The following is a 16,347-nucleotide window of genomic DNA, read 5'->3' as shown; positions in this document are numbered from 1 at the left end:
AGAAATGAGGCATGGCACAAACTCCATCACTGCAGGAGGTGCTCGACGTTGTCGAGGACCTATGGCCCGCATACCTCGCGGAGGACTGGGACGCAGTGGGGTTGGTGGCCGGTCGCCGCGACTCACCGGTGCGCAAGATTCACTTCGCTGTTGACCCGGTATCAGACGTGGTGAATGAGGCCTGTGCAGCGGAGGCGGACCTGCTCATCACGCACCACCCGCTGCTGCTGCGCGGAGTGACAAGTGTGGAGGCCGGCACCTTCAAAGGTGAGGTGGTTCACCGGCTTATCGAATCCGGGTGCGCCCTGTTGACAACACACACCAACGGTGACTCGGCCGTGGGAGGGGTCAATGATGTGCTGTGCGAAATTCTTGGATTGGCCGATACACGCCCGCTGGCACCGACGCAGACTGGACTGCCGGAGGAGGGCCTAGGGCGAATCGGGTCGCTGCCGCAGGGGACCACGCTGGGAGACTTTGCTGCCACGGTCTTCGGGGTTCTCCCGGCAGTCGCGGGAGGCGTTCGGGTGGCGGGTGACCGAGATGCTTTCATCCAGAAGGTTGCCCTGTGCGGCGGGGCAGGTGACTCGCTCCTCAACGCGGCTCGGGAGGCAGAAGCTGATGTCTTCATCACCGCGGATCTGCGACATCATCCAGCGTCTGAGGCCAGGGAGGCCGCACGAGGGCAACGGCCCTACCTCATTGACGTCTCACACTTCGCTAGCGAGTGGTTGTGGCTTCCTGCCGCAGCCCAGACGCTGGACCGGGCGCTCCTCGATCGAGATTTCGAGGTGGAGATTGCCGTGTCCGGGATTAACACCGATCCGTGGGACTTTGTCATTACTCCTGGTCACTGAACCCACCTGGCCTGTACGGCGACCACCGCGTGCGGCGGTAGAGTTCTCATCTGTGACTGACCTAATTATTGAAGCCGACGGCGGCAGCCGTGGAAATCCCGGAATCGCGGGGGCAGGTGCTCTCGTGCGAGACCAGCAAGGGAATGTGCTGGCAGCCAAGGCTCTGCCCCTGGGAAAGGCCAGCAACAACGTGGCCGAGTATTCAAGTCTCATCGTTGGACTGCAGCTGGTTCGGGACATCAACCCCGAGGCCCAGGTGGAAGTCCGCATGGACTCCAAGCTCGTCGTGGAACAGATGAGCGGGCGTTGGAAGATCAAGCACGACGATATGAAACGCCTGGCCCATCAGGCCACTCAAATCCTCTCCCCTATGCAGGTCACCTACACGTGGATCCCCCGAGCCAAAAACGGCGACGCCGACCGACTCAGCAACGAGGCCATGGACGCCTCGGCTGCCGGGAGAGATTGGGACCCGGCAGCCAGTGCGATTCAGGTGCGGTAACTACGCTTCAGTTTCTGTCCGGTCACCAGACCAGCGAGTGTGGAACGTACCGGGCTTGTCGATGCGCTGGTAGGTATGGGCGCCGAAGTAGTCGCGGAGACCTTGGGTTAGAGCGGCCGGCAATCGATCCCGGCGGAGCGAATCGTAGTAGGCGAGCGAAGAGCTGAACACGGGGGCTGGTACTCCGTAGGTGGCAGCGGCTGCTACTACTCGGCGCCAGGCTGGTAAGCATTCGCTGATCGCTTCAGTGAACTCCGGTGCGAGCAGTAGGTTCGCCGGCCGCTCGTCTGCTGGTGCCTCATAGGCCTTCATGATTGTATCGAGCAGATCCGCGCGGATGATGCACCCCGCACGCCAGAGACTTGCGATCGCGCGCATGTCCAGTTCCCACCCGTATTCGGCTCCGGCGGCAGTGAGCATATCGAAGCCCTGCGCGTATGAGACCAATTTTGAGGCGTATAGCGCTTTGCGGATATCCTCCACAAAATCCTGACGAGCGTCCCCGGCCCCGTAGAGCTCCTCTGCGGTGACCGCCTCGCTGATACCTGCGGGGAAGACCTGGTTGGTGATCTTGCGCAGCTCCTGCTGGGAGGAAATAGACCGCGCGAAGACTGACTCAGCAATAGTAGTCACCGGCGACCCGACGTCCATTCCGGAGATGGCAGTCCAGCGGCCAGTGCCTTTCTGCCCTGCGGCATCAACAATGACGTCGACCAGGGGCCGGCCGGTCAGCTCATCCTCCTGCTCCAACACCTCAGACGTGATTTCGATCAAATACGATGCAAGGTCGGTGGTGTTCCACTCCCGGAAGACCTTCGCCTGCTGGCTGGGCTCGAGGCCGGTCAGGGAGCGCATCAAGTCGTACGACTCACCAATGACCTGCATATCGGCGTACTCGATGCCGTTGTGGACCATTTTCACGAAGTGTCCTGCACCATCAGTGCCTACCCATGCACAGCAGGGCTCCCCGTGGTAGTCAGCTGCGATCTTCTCCAGCATTGGGCCCAGCGTTTGGTAGGACTCCTTAGAACCACCGGGCATGATCGACGGACCGTTCAGCGCGCCTTCTTCCCCTCCGGAGACTCCCACGCCCACAAAGTGCAGGCCGTGTTCGCGCAATGCTGCCTCGCGGCGTCGAGTTTCCTCGTAATAGGAGTTTCCGGCATCGATGACGATGTCACCCTCATCGAGCAGCGGTGTGAGCTCATCAATTACGGCATCGACCGGTCCGCCGGCCTTGACCATGATGAGCACCCGGCGAGGGCGCTCCAGAGATTCGACCAACTCGGCCAGGGACTCGGTCCGGACGAACTCCCCCTCAGATGAGTAGGAATTGATCAGAGCGTCAGTCCGACCCACCGTCCGATTGTGCAGGGCAACGGTGTACCCGTTCCTCGCCAAATTTCGAGCCAGATTTGCGCCCATCACGGCAAGGCCGGTTACTCCAATATCAGCGCCCATTGAATGCGTCTCCCTCAGCGATCAGTCGGTGTCAAGTGTGTATTGCCTCATCGATCCTATCGCGTGAGGACCTCAGCAGCGGAAGCCTGGCACGGGCCGCCTCGTGTTGATGGAACGCCGCCCTTCAGGGGCTCCCTGGCCGGTGGGCGACTAGTCGCCAACCGCGTTGCGCCCGCGCTGAACAATCAGCGGGTCCGGCTCGCCCACAACTGCGTGATCTTTGCCTTCGTATTCGAACTGGGACAGGAAATGACGCATCGCATTGAGCCGCGCACGTTTCTTGTCGTTGGACTTGATGGTCATCCAGGGCGCGTGGTCGGTGTCGGTTCGCCGAAACATCTCCTCCTTCGCGTCGGTGTAATCCTCCCAACGGTCCAAAGACTCCAGATCCATCGGAGACAACTTCCACTGCCTGACAGGGTCAATCTGCCGGATAGCGAACCGAGTGCGCTGCTCCTTCTGCGTAACCGAGAACCAGAACTTCGTCAGGTGAATTCCCGCGTCGACGAGCATCTGCTCAAACCTGGGAGCCTGCTTCATGAACATCTCATAGTCCTCATCTGAGCAGAAACCCATCACCCGTTCCACTCCCGCCCGGTTGTACCAGGAGCGGTCGAACAGCACCATCTCACCGGCGGTAGGGAGGTAATAGGCGTACCGCTGGAAATACCACTGGCCTTGTTCCCGGTCAGAAGGTTTTGAGAGGGCCACTACCCGGGCAGTTCGCGGGTTGAGATGCTCGGTGAATCGTTTGATCGTTCCGCCCTTGCCAGCCGCGTCGCGTCCTTCGAAGACGATCACATGCTTGAGACCGAAGTCTTCCGCCCAATATTGGAATTTCAGCAGCTCCACCTGCAGGTGGTACTTCTCGATCTCGTAGAGTTCACGGCTCATACGTTGGTCGTAGGGGTAGTTCTCCTGCCAGGTTTCTACGGCGTTTCCCTGAGGATCGATCAGGTCGGGGTCGGGGGTGTGCCCGTCCTGAACGGTGTAGCCTCCGGCACGCAGCTGGTCGATAAACTCACGGAGGTTCTGCCGAGGCTTATTTGCCTCAAGGCCCTCCCACCATTCCTGCTTGACCATTTCTGCCTACTCTCTCTGCCGACTATGACGTTCCCGATATAGAAGCACCCGTCTGTGAACGTCATGTGAACGATGACTTACCAGCTTATAAGGCCTGCTCTCCCATCTGGCCGGCCCGTGCCAGTGCCGTCAGACGGGACACTGTGCGGTAGTACTTCTTCATATAGCCGCTGGAGAGCATCTCCTCAGTGAACATCTGATCGAACGGAACCCCAGAGGCAATCAGTTTTATGTCCTGGTCATAGAGCCGATCCGCTAGAACGACGAACCGCAGCCCCAAGGATTGGCTTTCGACAGTTGCCACATCTTTGAGAACCAGCACGTCAACTCCGGTGACCAGCTGGCGATACCGGCTGGGGTGCACTTTGCTCAAGTGATCGCAGAGAGCATCAAAGTCATCCACCGCGCGAGCCTGGTCTGGGTACTTGCTCTCGGCGAAGGCTTCCAGCTCCTGGGTGCTCAGCGGAGCCGGAGCCTCAGGCAGTCCGCGGTGCCGGTAGTCCTCACCGTCGACTCGTATCACCCGGAACTGGTCGGCGAGTACCTGAATTTCGCGCTTGAAGTCGGCAGCTGCAAACCTTCCCTCTCCCAGAGATCCGGGAAGAGTGTTAGAGGTGGCCGCAAGCTTCACCCCCGCATCGGCGAGCTCACGGAGCAACCGTGACATGAGCGTGGTGTCTCCGGCGTCGTCGAGCTCGAATTCATCAATACAGACGAGCTGGTAGTCACTCAGCACTTCGACCGTCTTGCGGAAGCTGAGCGCTCCCACAAGGTTGGTGTACTCCACAAACGTCCCGAAAGCACGTTCGTCTTCTGGCACCCCTTGTGCCTCTGCAGCGTGATAGAGCGACGCCAGAAGGTGAGTCTTTCCGACACCGAACCCTCCATCCAGGTATATGCCCGCAGGCCCTTGCGGTTTTGCTTTGCCACCAAAGAGCTTGCCGAAGAACGACGACGCCTGCTTCCCCACTGTGCCGGAGAACTCACGCAGGGCGTTGACTGCCTTCTCCTGAGAGGGATGTTCCGGATCGGGGATATAGCTGTCGAATGAGACATCAGAGAACCTGAAGGAGGGCCGCAAGCCCGCAAGAAGGTCGTCGACAGTTACCTGGGGCGAGCGTTCGGACAACGGTTGGACAGCAGAAGACATGCCCACCACTTTACGCCGACGTCAGGTGGTCCTCTTCAGCTCCCACCTGAGCATTTTTTCCGTACGGGATTTCTGCACCTCGTCACAGTGCGTGCTGATTCAGGGGCTAGGCTTAACCCATGACTGACGATCCGAATCTTCCCTCGGCCCTCGCCGAGATCGCCGAGGACTTTCACTCTGTGGGTGACCGGGAACGGCTGGAGCTGCTGCTCGACTTCTCCCGTGAACTGCCTGAACTGCCAGCTAAGTACGGCGATAACTATTCGGAGTCTATGGAACAGGTAGTCGAATGCCAGTCACCCTTGTTTCTGGCGATTGAGCACAACGACGACGGCACGGTTCAGTTAGTCTTCGCCGCCCCGGCGGAGGCGCCCACCACCCGTGGATTCGCCTCAATCCTGCAGCAGGGCTTGTCCGGACTCAGTGGCGACGAGATTCTGGCGGTGCCGGATGATCTGCACCAGAGGTTGGGCTTGGCGAAGGCGATCACACCGCTGCGTTTGCGCGGGATGGCAGCCATGCTGGGGCGGATTAAGCACAACATTCGGCAGCAGATGGCCGCTGCCCAGTGAGCAGGGTTCCCTCATGGTTGGTGGCACGGCCCGTGGCGCACCGGGGGCTGCACAGCGTGCATGCGCCCGAGAACACGCTGGCCGCATTCGACGCTGCCATTGAGGCGGGGCTGCCTATAGAACTCGACGTGCAGCTCACGGCCGATGACAAAATGGTCGTCCACCACGACACTGATCTCGCTCGACTCTCTGACCGTCCTGAGCGGATTCGGGAGTTGACGGTAGAGCAGCTCCGAGACATTCGTATTGCAGGCACCGATCAGCACCCACCTACCTTGACCGAGACCCTAGATTTCATTGACGGCCGGGTGCCGGTGCTCGTGGAGATCAAAGCAGGCGATCATCGGTACTTGCGAGCCGCTGCGACATTTTCAGTGTTGGGTGACTACAGCGGCCCGCTGGCAGTGCAGTCATTCGACCCGTTCATCGTCGGGTGGTTCTACCGCAACGCTCCGGAGGTTGTCCGTGGCCAACTCGCTGGCCGTTTGGCTGACGTGCGCTCCATGAGCTGGGGCACTCGGCTGCTTCTGCAGAACTTGGCCTTCACCACAGTGTCGCGGCCACATTACGTGGGCTACGAGTTCGGGTTCACCACCAAGAGGAGGTCCTGGCTCATTAGACGGAAGTGGCCGCTCCTCTTGTGGACCATTACTACACGACGCGATATGGACCGAGCTCTGACATTGGGGGACAACGTCATCTTTGAGGGTTTCGACCCCTCAGGGTGACTGGCCCGGCAACGGCGCGCTGAACAGGTCAGTGGCCCATTCGTATACGGCAGATTCCCAGCGTTCCGGGTCGCAGTTCCATTCCTTGACGTGGCGTGCTCGGTGGAACGGCACGAAACTCACCAGTCGGTTTCGCTCAGCCAATTCTCGGCTCGGCTGATAGGGAACCACCTCGTCGTCGACACTGTGCAAAATAAGACTGCGGGTATGCAGCTGGTCGGAGCGGGCAATCCAGTTGAGCGCCTTCAGGTCCAGCGGGGCTGCGAGTCCAGTCACGGTCCGTCCGGCGTCGTTGGAGAGGAGCCATTGGGCGAGCTTACCGACTGGTTCCGGCACTCGGCGCGCCCTCGCCTGATGGCTCAGGACGTCGATCCAGTCAATGACTGGTCCGGTGAGGACCATGCCTCGGATTCGTGGGGAGAGCGGCGACTGATCGGCGGTTTGCAAGGCCACGGCTCCCCCCATGGACCAGCCGAACAGCACAACATCCCCTGCGCCGTGGTCGAGGGCGTACTGAACCGCCACTTCCACGTCCTCCCACTCTGTGCCACCGAGTCCGTAGAGGCCATCCGGGCCGGCAGGAGCGACGCCGTCGTTGCGGTAGGAGACCAACAACGATTCCATGCCGAGCCTACGGGCAGTATTGAGCGCCTTAATGCCCTCCACTCGTGTCCCAGTGCGTCCGTGCACCATGACGCCCCATACGTTCTTCCCAGCTAGTGGGCCCTTTGGGTTATGGTTCGGCACGTACCAAGCGGGGGCCTCGCCCACCGGCAGATTTAGTGTGACCTCCGAGTAGTCGAACCCGGCTTCTGCAGGGTTGCGATACAAAGCGGAGCTGATGAATGCGGACCGCGTTTTCCGCAAGTCTCCGCCGTTGACGCCCAGAACTCTGCGCGTGACTGTTCCGTGCTTTGGCTCAAGTGAGGTGATCTCACCGATCTGCGCCACAGAGCTACCCCGATCAAAGTGCAGCCCGTAAGTTCCCTCCACCACAGTGTCGGCGGTCACTGGCAGAATGACCTGAAGCCCATCTGAGTCCTCGATCACAGCGAGGACCTCAAGGTCTTCCGTCTCATCATGGACGGGTGTGACAACCACGCGGGCCAAGTATGCGGAGGCACTGGACATGATTCCCGCAAGTGCCGTTCCTACGGCGAGGCCCGTTCCGGCACCTAACAGCGCTGCTCGTATCCATGGCGTGGGTTCCGGCTCTCGCCGGACGCCACGCAGCAACTGCCGGACCTTTCGATCTGTTATGACCTGGGCTAATTCGGCCGCATCGACGGTCCGCTTCCAGGTTCGCCTGAGCTCAGCTTCCATAGTCCTCCCACTGTCTCCGACCTTCTCTCTACTGTACGTCGCGCTCAGCGAAGACCCCTAAACTGGGTCCATGCAGAACGATCCATTCCGCAATAAGCTCAGCGATTTTGAGTTCCATGTACTACGCGAGGGAGGCACCGAACGGCCCTACACAGGAGAGTACTGGGACAACAAGGAGCCCGGCACCTACTTCTGTAAGGCCTGCGGCGCGAAGCTTTTTGAGTCTGAGACTAAGTTCGACTCACGCTGCGGCTGGCCGAGCTTCTTCAAGCCGGCAGAGGACTCCAACGTCACGTATGTGAACGATTCGAGCATGGGCATGACACGCATTGAAGTGCAGTGCGGCTCATGCGCCTCGCACCTGGGGCACGTGTTTGAAGGGGAAGGGTTCGACACCCCGACCGACCTGCGTTACTGCATCAACTCTGCCTCCATGACCTTCGAGCCTGCGGCAGACGCTGACGGCACGGTGACTGCCTGAGATGGGAAAACAGCGCTCTTCCGGTACGCACCTTGATCCGAGCTTCGCTTCCGATAACGTCGCCGGCGTCAGCCCCAGCATCTTGGCTGCCCTCAGTACAGCGAACCAGCACGCAGCTGTACCCTACGGCGGTGACAGTGTCTCGGCGCAGCTGCTGGACTGGGCCAAATCGGAGTTCGGGTCTCAGGCTGAGATCTATCCGGTCTTCAATGGCACTGGCGCCAATGTGGTCGCCCTGCAGGCGATGTTGCCGAGGTGGGGGGCGGCCATATGCAGCATGGGAGCTCATCTGAACAACGATGAGGGCGCCGCACCAGAACGCTTGGGAGCTATCAAACTCCTTCCCCGCCCCACATCCGAAGGCAAACTGACATCCGCGGATGTTAAGGCTGAGCTGGGCGCGATGGGTTTCGTGCATGCCGCGCAACCACTGGCGGTCACACTGACTCAGTCCACAGAAGTGGGCACGCTCTACAGCCTAGAAGAGCTCGCCACAGTCTCCTCGACCGCTCACTACCACGGTATGGGCGTGCATATTGATGGCGCCAGACTGTCAAATGCCGCGGCTGCACTGGGCGTAAGCCTGGGCGAGTTGGTAGCCCAATCGGGTGCGGATGTGGTGTCCCTGGGCGGCACCAAGAACGGCGCCCTGGCCGCTGAGGCCTTGGTGGTGGTCAACCCGGAGAGGGTCGCCGGTATGGGATTCATCCGAAAGTTCTCAATGCAACTGGCAAGCAAGCAGCGTTTTATCGCCGCACAGCTGCTTGAGCTCTTCGCCACAGATCTGTGGCAGCGCAATGCCTATCACGCTAACGCCCAGGCAGCCCAGCTCGGCGCACGCCTCCAGGCTTTGGAGGGAGTCCAGCTCAGCGCCGAACCGTCCGTTAACGCCGTCTTCCCGGAAGTTCCTGCAGACATGGCAGCGCGGATTCAAAGTACCTATTTGGCGCATACCTGGGATACGGCCCCGACAGGTAACCCGGTCTTGCGCCTCATGTGTTCCTGGGAAACCACAGATGAGCAGATTGACGATCTTGTCCGGCGCGCTGCTGCCAAGGAGCTTGCCCACGAGCCCGGATGACGTGCGGTTCTCCGGATCTCCGTCTTTGTGCGGCGTGCCTGACCCCGTACCGTGGGGGGTTTCCATAGTCTTAGATGGTGAGTGTATTCGGCCCCCTCGCCGGAAGCCCAGCGCGGCCGGCGTCCAGCCTCGAGGAGGTACCTGCCCTGTTCCGCAGTGCCCTCGATCAGCTGCGCCGAGCCTCGCCTCGTGCTGATGCGGTGGTCGAGGAAGTACCTGCCCCGGTGAAGCTAGCACCCTACTCTGTGGCATTGGGCGCCGAGATCGCCGATCATCCCGCTACCGGCCGATTCATCCTGCTTCATGATCCAGCAGGCCAGCAGTCGTGGGGTGGGAGCTTCCGGGTAGTGATCTACATCCGCGCCGAGCTAGAGCCAGAAATGGGTAATGACCCGCTTCTCGCTTCGGTCGCTTGGACGTGGCTGAGCGATTCATTGGCGCAGCACGGGGTCAACTTCTCTCATGCTGGTGGTACAGCGACCCGCATTCTGTCAGAGTCATTCGGATCTCTGGGAGGTCGCGAGGCGACCAACGATGTCGAGCTGCGCGCCTCTTGGACGCCCGAGGACTCGCTCTTCGCACCACATCTGGAAGCCTGGGCCGATATGGTCTGTTCCTTTGCGGGGCTCCCACCGCTCCCTGACGGAGTCGTCGCCCTGCCGCATATTCGGAGGGGCTGATGGCGGATCCCGAGACTGAAGAGCTGCCACTGATCACGGAGCCCGACGGCGGTGTCCCCACTGTTATTGACAGCCAGCGGGGTCTCGCACGTGCCGCGGAGGCTCTGGCGGCTGGGTATGGTCCGGTGGCCGTAGACGCTGAGCGCGCCTCGGGTTTCCGCTACGGGCAACGAGCTTTCTTAGTCCAGGTCAAACGCGCTCAGTCCGGCATCTGGCTCATCGACCCGGAGCCTTTCGAAACACTCGACCCTATTCAGGAGGCGCTTGGCAACTCAGAGTGGATTCTTCACGCGGCCACGCAGGACCTTCCATGCCTGGCAGAACTGGGCATGTATCCACATCAGCTCTTCGACACAGAGCTTGCCGCGCGCTTAGCGGGTCTGCCGAGAGTGGGACTGGGTGCTGTCGTGGAGCACCTTCTAGGCTTACGACTGGCCAAGGAGCACTCGGCCGCTGACTGGTCCCGACGCCCTCTGCCCGCGGAGTGGCTGCGCTATGCAGCTCTTGATGTGGAACTGCTCATGGCACTGCGGGAGAAACTCTCCGCGCTATTGGAGGCGCAAGGCAAAACGGAGTGGGCGAAACAGGAGTTCGACCACCTCCGCTTCTTTGAGCCAACTAGTATTCCCCGGTCAGACCGGTGGCGGAAGACCTCGGGGCTCAGCAAGTTGAATTCTCCACGCAAGTTGGCTGTGCTCCGTGAACTCTGGAACGCGAGGGAATCGCTGGCTGAGAACCGCGATGTGGCACCGACACATCTGTTGCCCGACCGCGCGCTCGTGGCTGCCGCAGATGCTCTTCCACGCACGGTGCCACAGCTTACGGCCGTGCCTGGGTTTCAGGGCCGCGCTGCGAAAAGGGAAGCCCCGCGGTGGCTGCGTGCCATCCAGGATGGAGTTGCCGCGGAGGATCTTCCCTCACGCCAGCGTTCAACCGGCGCTCCTCCCCCGCCGCGTACCTGGAAGGACCGCAATCCGCTGGCTTTTCGACAGTTCCGCACGGCCCGCGACCGCCTGGCGCGACGGGCAGAACAGCTCCAGATGATGCCAGAGTCGTTGCTGGCCCCGGCCGTTCTGAAGCAGATCTGCTGGACCCCGCCGATTGTCATCGATCCGGACACAGTGGCGGCCGCCCTGAAGGAGTATGGGGCACGTCCATGGCAGGTCAATGAAACCTCAGCGATCATTACGGTGGCCATGCTTGACCCTGATGAACTGATCGACCTCTAGCTGATGATGGCCAGCAGTATTACTGGTGGGTAGTATGTGATGCGGAACGCATCATGCCCACTCACTACAGGAGGCCACCGTTGTCTGCCGACTTCTCGCACTACCGTCATCTGACGGAAAGCTTTCCGCACGAAATGGTGACCCATTCCCATGTCGAAGACGTCGAGCTTCCTGGAAATGCAGGCACCCTGGCCCTGATCCGACTGGACAATAATGAGGACAAACGTCCCAACACGTTAGGGCCCGGCTCTCTTATCGCCTTCGGTGAGGCTGTCAGCGCCCAGTACGCCCGAGCAGAGTCTGGTGAGATCGCAGCCCTCGGTGTGACAGGTAAGCCGGGTGTCTTCGCCGCGGGGGCCGATATCGTCTCAGCGCGGGAACTCTCCGACACTCAACATGGCATCGCCCTGGCACAGTTGGGGCATGACGTCTTCAACCTAGTCGAGGATTTCCCGCTGCCCACGTTCGGTTTCATCAACGGTTCGGCACTCGGTGGAGGACTCGAGGTTGCGCTGCCTGCTGACTACCGCACAATCTCAGCTTCCACCAAAGCTATTGGCCTTCCCGAAGCATTCCTGGGACTCATCCCGGGTTGGGGTGGCATCTACCGACTGCCCAAGCTGATCGGCCCTGAAGCTGCAGCGCAAGTCATTTTCGTCAATGCGCTCAACAACAACACGTCACTCAACGGTCAGAAAGCTTTCGAGATCGGCATTGCCGATGCACTGTTCGAGGACTCCTCCTTCGAGCAAGAGTCACTGGACTGGGCGGCCAAGGTCCTCAGCAAGGACGACGCAGCCCTAGCTTCAGTCTCGGAGCACCGTACTCACGACTCTGGCAGCGGAGCCTGGGCACGAGCAGTTCAGACAGCTGAACAGACGGTCGCAGCAAAGACCGGAGACTCCGCGCCGGGACCACTGCGCGCCCTAGAGATATTCCGTCGGGTGCCGCATAACTCCCGTGACCAAGATCGAGAGCTTGAAGTTGATGCACTCGGGGTCCTTCTCGTCAGTCACGAATTCAAGAATGTGGTCTACGGGTTCATGGAGCTCGTGCAGAAGCGAGCAAAGAAACCCGCCGGGGTACCTCAGGTGAGTCCGCGCTCAGTAAAGAGCGTGGGCGTCGTCGGGGCAGGTTTGATGGCCTCACAACTGGCGCTCGTGTTCGCCCAGCAGTTGCGCGTCCCAGTGGTGATCAGTGACATCGACCAGGAACGTGTCGATAAAGGGCTGGCTTACATAGCAGAACAGAACGCTAAACAGGTCAAGAAGGGCCGGCTGACGCAAGAGCAGGCAGATGCGCTCACTGAGTTGGTCAGTGGGTCAACAGATAAGGCGGTGTACGCCGATGCCGACTTTGTCATTGAAGCTGTCTTCGAAGAGATCGGTGTGAAGAAGCAGGTGTTCGCCGAGTTGGAGGACATTGTGTCCCCTGAAACGATCCTGGCGACAAATACTTCATCGCTGTCCGTGACAGAAATGGCAGCAGACCTCAAACACCCCGAACGGGTCATCGGTTTCCACTTCTTCAACCCAGTCCAGGTCATGCCTCTGGTGGAGATCGCCCGGACTGCTCAGACCGCGGAGGAGCCGATCGCTACAGCGTTCGACCTTGCCGCGACCCTGCGAAAAACTCCAGTACTGACCAAAGACACTACCGCGTTTGTCGTGAACCGACTGTTACTGCGGCTTATGGCTGAAGTCCAGAAAGCGTTCGACTACGGAACTGACGCTCGCACTGCGGACCAAGCCCTCAAGCCGTTGGGACTCCCTATGTCGCCCTTTGAGCTGTTGGCGATGGTGGGCCTACCAGTAGCTCAGCACGTCACCGAGTCCCTGAACGCGACGTACGGAGACAGATTCTATGTCTCACCGAACCTCCAGTCGCTGATTGATCACGGTGTGACGGAGATTTGGAGCAGCGACAAATCGGGGTCTCAGCACATCAAAGCTGCAACCCTAGAATTGATGGAGTTCGGCGATTCACCCCAGTCCTCGGAAGAAGTGCTGACCACAGTTCTGGAGGCCCTGGCGGAGGAGATCGGCCTCATGCTGGAGGACGAGGTGGTCGCTTCGCCCAAAGACATCGATCTGTGCATGATCTTGGGGGCAGGCTGGCCGTTCCATCGCGGGGGGATCACGCCCTATCTGGACCAACTGGGAGTGAGCCAGCGCGTCAACGGCGCTGGGTTCCACAGCTGATCGGGTGGGATCAGCCCACCGGAAGGCTCGCCTCGTGAAGCGTAGGCTAGCGCCGTGCGCGGAAGGCGGGAATCTCTCCGGTGGGCAGATCCTCCCCTGGCAAACGCCGGGCGAAGGGGACTTTCGTCCCGAGCACCTGAGCGACTGTGTCGTGGGCAATCTGGGCAGATGTCAGGCCCACACGCTCCATGACTTGGTTGCGGGATCCGTGGTCTAGGAACTCCACCGGAAGCCCAACTTCATTCAGCGCGGTGTCCACCCCAGCTTCGCGCATCACTTGGCGGATCCGGGAACCTACACCACCAGCTTTGACCCCATCCTCGATGCACACCACGATTCGGTGACGAGCGGCAAGCGCGACGACAGATTCGGGCACCGGCAAAACCCACCGGGGGTCGATCACGGTTGCGGTGATTCCTTGGTCTTCCAAGCGCCGCGCAACATCCAGGGACAGTTCACCCATGGCACCTACGGAGACGATCAGGACATCGTTGGTATAGGAGCCGTCGGCATCGTGCTCACTGCTGGTGTAGAGAACATCAACGCTGTCTCGGAGTCTTTCCACGGCGTCGAGCTCATCATTGACTGACCCCTTGGAGAACCGCACCACGGTGGGGCCTTCCTCCACCGCGACCGCTTCGCGGAGCTCTTCGCGCAGCCGAGTGGAATCTCTAGGTGCCGCGATTCTCACTCCTGGGACGATCTGCAGGAGCGAAAGATCCCACATACCGTGGTGGCTGGGACCATCCGGGCCGGTCACCCCAGCACGATCCAAAACGAAGGTCACCCCTGCCTTGTGAAGCGCAACGTCCATCAGAATCTGATCGAAGGCACGGTTGAGGAACGTCGCGTAGAGCGCCACGACGGGATGCAGGCCACCGTAGGCCAGTCCTGCAGCTGAGGTCACAGCATGCTGTTCAGCTATACCGACATCGATGACCCGATCTGGATGCCTAGCGGCCAGCGTGCGCAGTCCCACTGGGGTCAGCATCGCTCCGGTCAGGGCCACAATGTCACTTCGCTCGTCTGCGATGGCGGCGATCTCTTCTTCAAAGACTGAGGTCCACGAACGGGCAGCCCCGCGTGACACAGGATCACCAGTTTCCGGGTCGATGACCCCGACTGCGTGAAACTGATCGGCCTCGTCCGCCCGCGCAGGTGCGTAGCCGCGCCCCTTTTCGGTCAGGGCGTGTACGATCACGGGCCCTTCGTACTTCCGCGCATCGCTGAGTGCCTCTTCCAGGGCTGACTGGTCGTGACCGTCGACCGGACCTATGTACTTCATGCCCAGGTCCTCAAAGAGCCCTTGCGGTGCCCAGAAGTCTTTGGCGCCCTTTTTGGCTGCATGCAGACTCCGGTACACCATCCGGCTCATGGGTCCACCGCTGACGAGTTTGTGCTTTGTGCCGTCCATCACCGATTCGTAGACCGGATGCGTCCGAACTTTGTCCAAAAACCCTCGTCTGAGATTGGAGAGCTGATTCGCAATACCCCCCACGGTAGGTGCATAAGAACGGCCATTGTCGTTGACAACGATGACCACCCGACGGTTCTTGTCGGCCGCAATGTTGTTCAGGGCCTCCCACGCCATGCCACCTGTCAGGGCTCCGTCACCGATGACGGGAACCACGTAGCGGTCCCCCTCCCCCGCCAGTGTCCGGGCACGGGAAATCCCGTCCGCCCAGGCGAGGGAGCTTGAGGCATGGGAAGATTCGACGATGTCATGAATGGACTCAGACCGATCCGGGTAACCAGCAAGTCCACCCTGCTGCCGCAGGGTCGAGAAGTCTTGACGCCCCGTGACGAGCTTGTGCACGTAGGACTGGTGCCCGGTATCGAAGATGATCGAATCGCGGGGAGAGTCAAATATCCGGTGGATCGCCAAAGAGAGTTCGACGACGCCCAGATTGGGCCCTAGGTGACCGCCTGTGGCGGAGACGTGGGTGATGAGGAATTGCCGAATCTCCTCCGCCAACCGTTCCAGCTGCTCAATGCTGAGCTTGGAGAGGTCCTGTGGTGAGCGGATCGTAGGAAGAATGCTCATTGACTCAGTCTACCGATAATGCCTCATGAGAGGTCATTAGGGCAGAGCGAGCTTGCCGCTGAAGTGTCTGCGGCCCTTCCGCGGGTCCCAGCCCACAAACTGCTGTGTCTTCTCGTCCACCTGCTCCGCGGCAAAAGCGACTTTGCCAGGCAGCCCAACAGGCGCTTCGAAGGTGATGTCCCAGCGGTGGCCGGCTGACTCGGGCTCTCGGCCCTCAAGCATTCGGGCTGCCAGGTACATACCGTGAACGATTGCGCGTTTCTGTCCGAGAGCTTTAGCGGTCACGCCACTGAGATGGATGGGGTTGTAGTCGCCGGAGACCGCGGCATACTGCCTACCGGCATCCGACCCCAGAGTCCACAGAGCGGTTTTCGGCGGCGGAGTGAAGTCCTCACGTGGGGAGGAACTTCCCTCCTCTTTGGGGAAGAGATACGTCCCCATCCCGAGGTACCGAGAGGTGCTGGAATATAGACAGTCGGCTGGGCCCGCTGTGGCTATATCCATCCCCGCCGGGTAGATCTCGATGATCACATCGGCTTGCGTGCCGCGACGGTGCGGAGCGAAGTGATCCGCCCTGGCGAGAATCTGCAGCGGAGTGCCGGCGCCCACTGGCTGGCTATGGAGCACCTCATTAGACAGGTGAACCATGCCCATCAACGGCAGCGGAAAAGCATCCCGAGACATGAGCGCCATCTGGACGGGAAAACCAGCTATGTGAAGCAAGACCGAGGGTAGGGAGAGCCGGTGGGCTTTGTCGAAAGCCTCCCCTCCCAACAGCCGCCGGTACTGTTCCGCCTGGTCGTCTGAAATACCCGGGTGATCTGCCACCACTGACTGCTCAGGAAACGCGGTGAGCCTGCCAGCAGAGGCGAGCTTCGACCGCACGGCATCGAGGCCAGCCTTCTGATACAGGCGGCTCAGCTTCGGTAGGGGAATACGAATCGGCTCATTCATA

15 protein-coding genes are annotated in these 16,347 nt (G+C 60.5%); 9 read left to right on the top strand and 6 right to left on the bottom strand.

Annotation, left to right across the window (positions count from 1 at the left end):
- Nucleotides 1–11 precede the first annotated feature (11 nt).
- On the top strand, nt 12–857 hold the full coding sequence (locus FH975_RS01295) for a Nif3-like dinuclear metal center hexameric protein (protein WP_162319690.1): 846 nt from the start codon (nt 12–14) through the stop codon (nt 855–857).
- Between the two features lie 52 nt (nt 858–909).
- Nucleotides 910–1,359, top strand: coding sequence for a reverse transcriptase-like protein (locus tag FH975_RS01290; protein WP_328821721.1), 450 nt, complete (start codon nt 910–912; stop codon nt 1,357–1,359).
- On the opposite strand, the gene gndA is transcribed toward FH975_RS01290, so the two are convergent.
- The 3 genes from gndA to zapE all read right to left on the bottom strand — a co-directional run bounded on the left by gndA (nt 1,360) and on the right by zapE (nt 5,053).
- Nucleotides 1,360–2,820 (bottom strand): NADP-dependent phosphogluconate dehydrogenase, encoded by a 1,461-nt coding sequence (gene gndA, locus FH975_RS01285; protein WP_153077566.1) that lies wholly within the window; start codon nt 2,818–2,820, stop codon nt 1,360–1,362. It lies immediately after the preceding gene.
- Between the two features lie 150 nt (nt 2,821–2,970).
- Nucleotides 2,971–3,903 (bottom strand): polyphosphate kinase 2, encoded by a 933-nt coding sequence (gene ppk2 / locus FH975_RS01280; protein WP_153077565.1) that lies wholly within the window; start codon nt 3,901–3,903, stop codon nt 2,971–2,973.
- Between the two features lie 85 nt (nt 3,904–3,988).
- Nucleotides 3,989–5,053, bottom strand: a complete 1,065-nt coding sequence (zapE, locus tag FH975_RS01275; protein WP_153077564.1) for a cell division protein ZapE — start codon at nt 5,051–5,053, stop codon at nt 3,989–3,991.
- Nucleotides 5,054–5,172: 119 nt separating this feature from the next.
- Here zapE and FH975_RS01270 point away from each other — a divergent pair, with 119 nt between their 5' ends.
- A complete protein-coding gene (locus tag FH975_RS01270; RefSeq protein ID WP_153077563.1) occupies nt 5,173–5,625 on the top strand; it encodes a SufE family protein in 453 nt (150 codons plus the stop codon).
- A 20-nt stretch (nt 5,626–5,645) separates the two neighbouring features.
- Nucleotides 5,646–6,353: a glycerophosphodiester phosphodiesterase family protein gene (locus tag FH975_RS01265; protein WP_162319689.1), complete on the top strand. Its 708-nt coding sequence runs from the start codon at nt 5,646–5,648 to the stop codon at nt 6,351–6,353.
- Here FH975_RS01265 and FH975_RS01260 read toward each other — a convergent pair.
- Nucleotides 6,345–7,676 (bottom strand): alpha/beta hydrolase family protein, encoded by a 1,332-nt coding sequence (locus FH975_RS01260; RefSeq protein WP_153077561.1) that lies wholly within the window; start codon nt 7,674–7,676, stop codon nt 6,345–6,347. The two genes, FH975_RS01265 and FH975_RS01260, sit on opposite strands and share 9 nt — an antisense overlap.
- A 70-nt stretch (nt 7,677–7,746) precedes the next feature.
- Between FH975_RS01260 and msrB the strand changes: the two genes are divergently transcribed.
- From msrB to FH975_RS01235, 5 genes are all read left to right on the top strand, one after another.
- Nucleotides 7,747–8,157: a peptide-methionine (R)-S-oxide reductase MsrB gene (gene msrB / locus FH975_RS01255; RefSeq protein WP_162319688.1), complete on the top strand. Its 411-nt coding sequence runs from the start codon at nt 7,747–7,749 to the stop codon at nt 8,155–8,157.
- A 1-nt stretch (nt 8,158) separates the two neighbouring features.
- The gene (locus FH975_RS01250; protein WP_162319687.1) at nt 8,159–9,238 is read left to right on the top strand and encodes a threonine aldolase family protein; all 1,080 of its coding nucleotides are present in this window, start codon (nt 8,159–8,161) and stop codon (nt 9,236–9,238) included.
- Between the two features lie 74 nt (nt 9,239–9,312).
- Nucleotides 9,313–9,918, top strand: coding sequence for a DUF3000 domain-containing protein (locus FH975_RS01245; RefSeq protein WP_162319686.1), 606 nt, complete (start codon nt 9,313–9,315; stop codon nt 9,916–9,918).
- The gene (locus FH975_RS01240; RefSeq protein WP_162319685.1) at nt 9,918–11,147 is read left to right on the top strand and encodes an HRDC domain-containing protein; all 1,230 of its coding nucleotides are present in this window, start codon (nt 9,918–9,920) and stop codon (nt 11,145–11,147) included. The genes FH975_RS01245 and FH975_RS01240 overlap by 1 nt, the downstream gene beginning before the upstream one ends.
- A 53-nt stretch (nt 11,148–11,200) precedes the next feature.
- Nucleotides 11,201–13,348 (top strand): 3-hydroxyacyl-CoA dehydrogenase NAD-binding domain-containing protein, encoded by a 2,148-nt coding sequence (locus FH975_RS01235; RefSeq protein ID WP_407938601.1) that lies wholly within the window; start codon nt 11,201–11,203, stop codon nt 13,346–13,348.
- A gap of 46 nt (nt 13,349–13,394) precedes the next feature.
- On the opposite strand, the gene dxs is transcribed toward FH975_RS01235, so the two are convergent.
- Entirely contained in the window at nt 13,395–15,392 is a 1,998-nt protein-coding gene (gene dxs, locus FH975_RS01230; RefSeq protein WP_153077555.1) for a 1-deoxy-D-xylulose-5-phosphate synthase, read from the bottom strand.
- Nucleotides 15,393–15,428: 36 nt separating this feature from the next.
- Entirely contained in the window at nt 15,429–16,346 is a 918-nt protein-coding gene (locus tag FH975_RS01225) for a MaoC family dehydratase (protein ID WP_162319684.1), read from the bottom strand.
- Nucleotide 16,347: the final 1 nt, after the last annotated feature.

Source organism: Nesterenkonia haasae, assembly GCF_010119385.1.
In the GTDB taxonomy this organism is placed as follows: Bacteria; Actinomycetota; Actinomycetes; order Actinomycetales; family Micrococcaceae; genus Nesterenkonia; species Nesterenkonia haasae.
The sequence above is the reverse complement of the archived record's forward strand: the minus strand, read 5'-3'. Positions and strand labels throughout refer to the sequence as shown.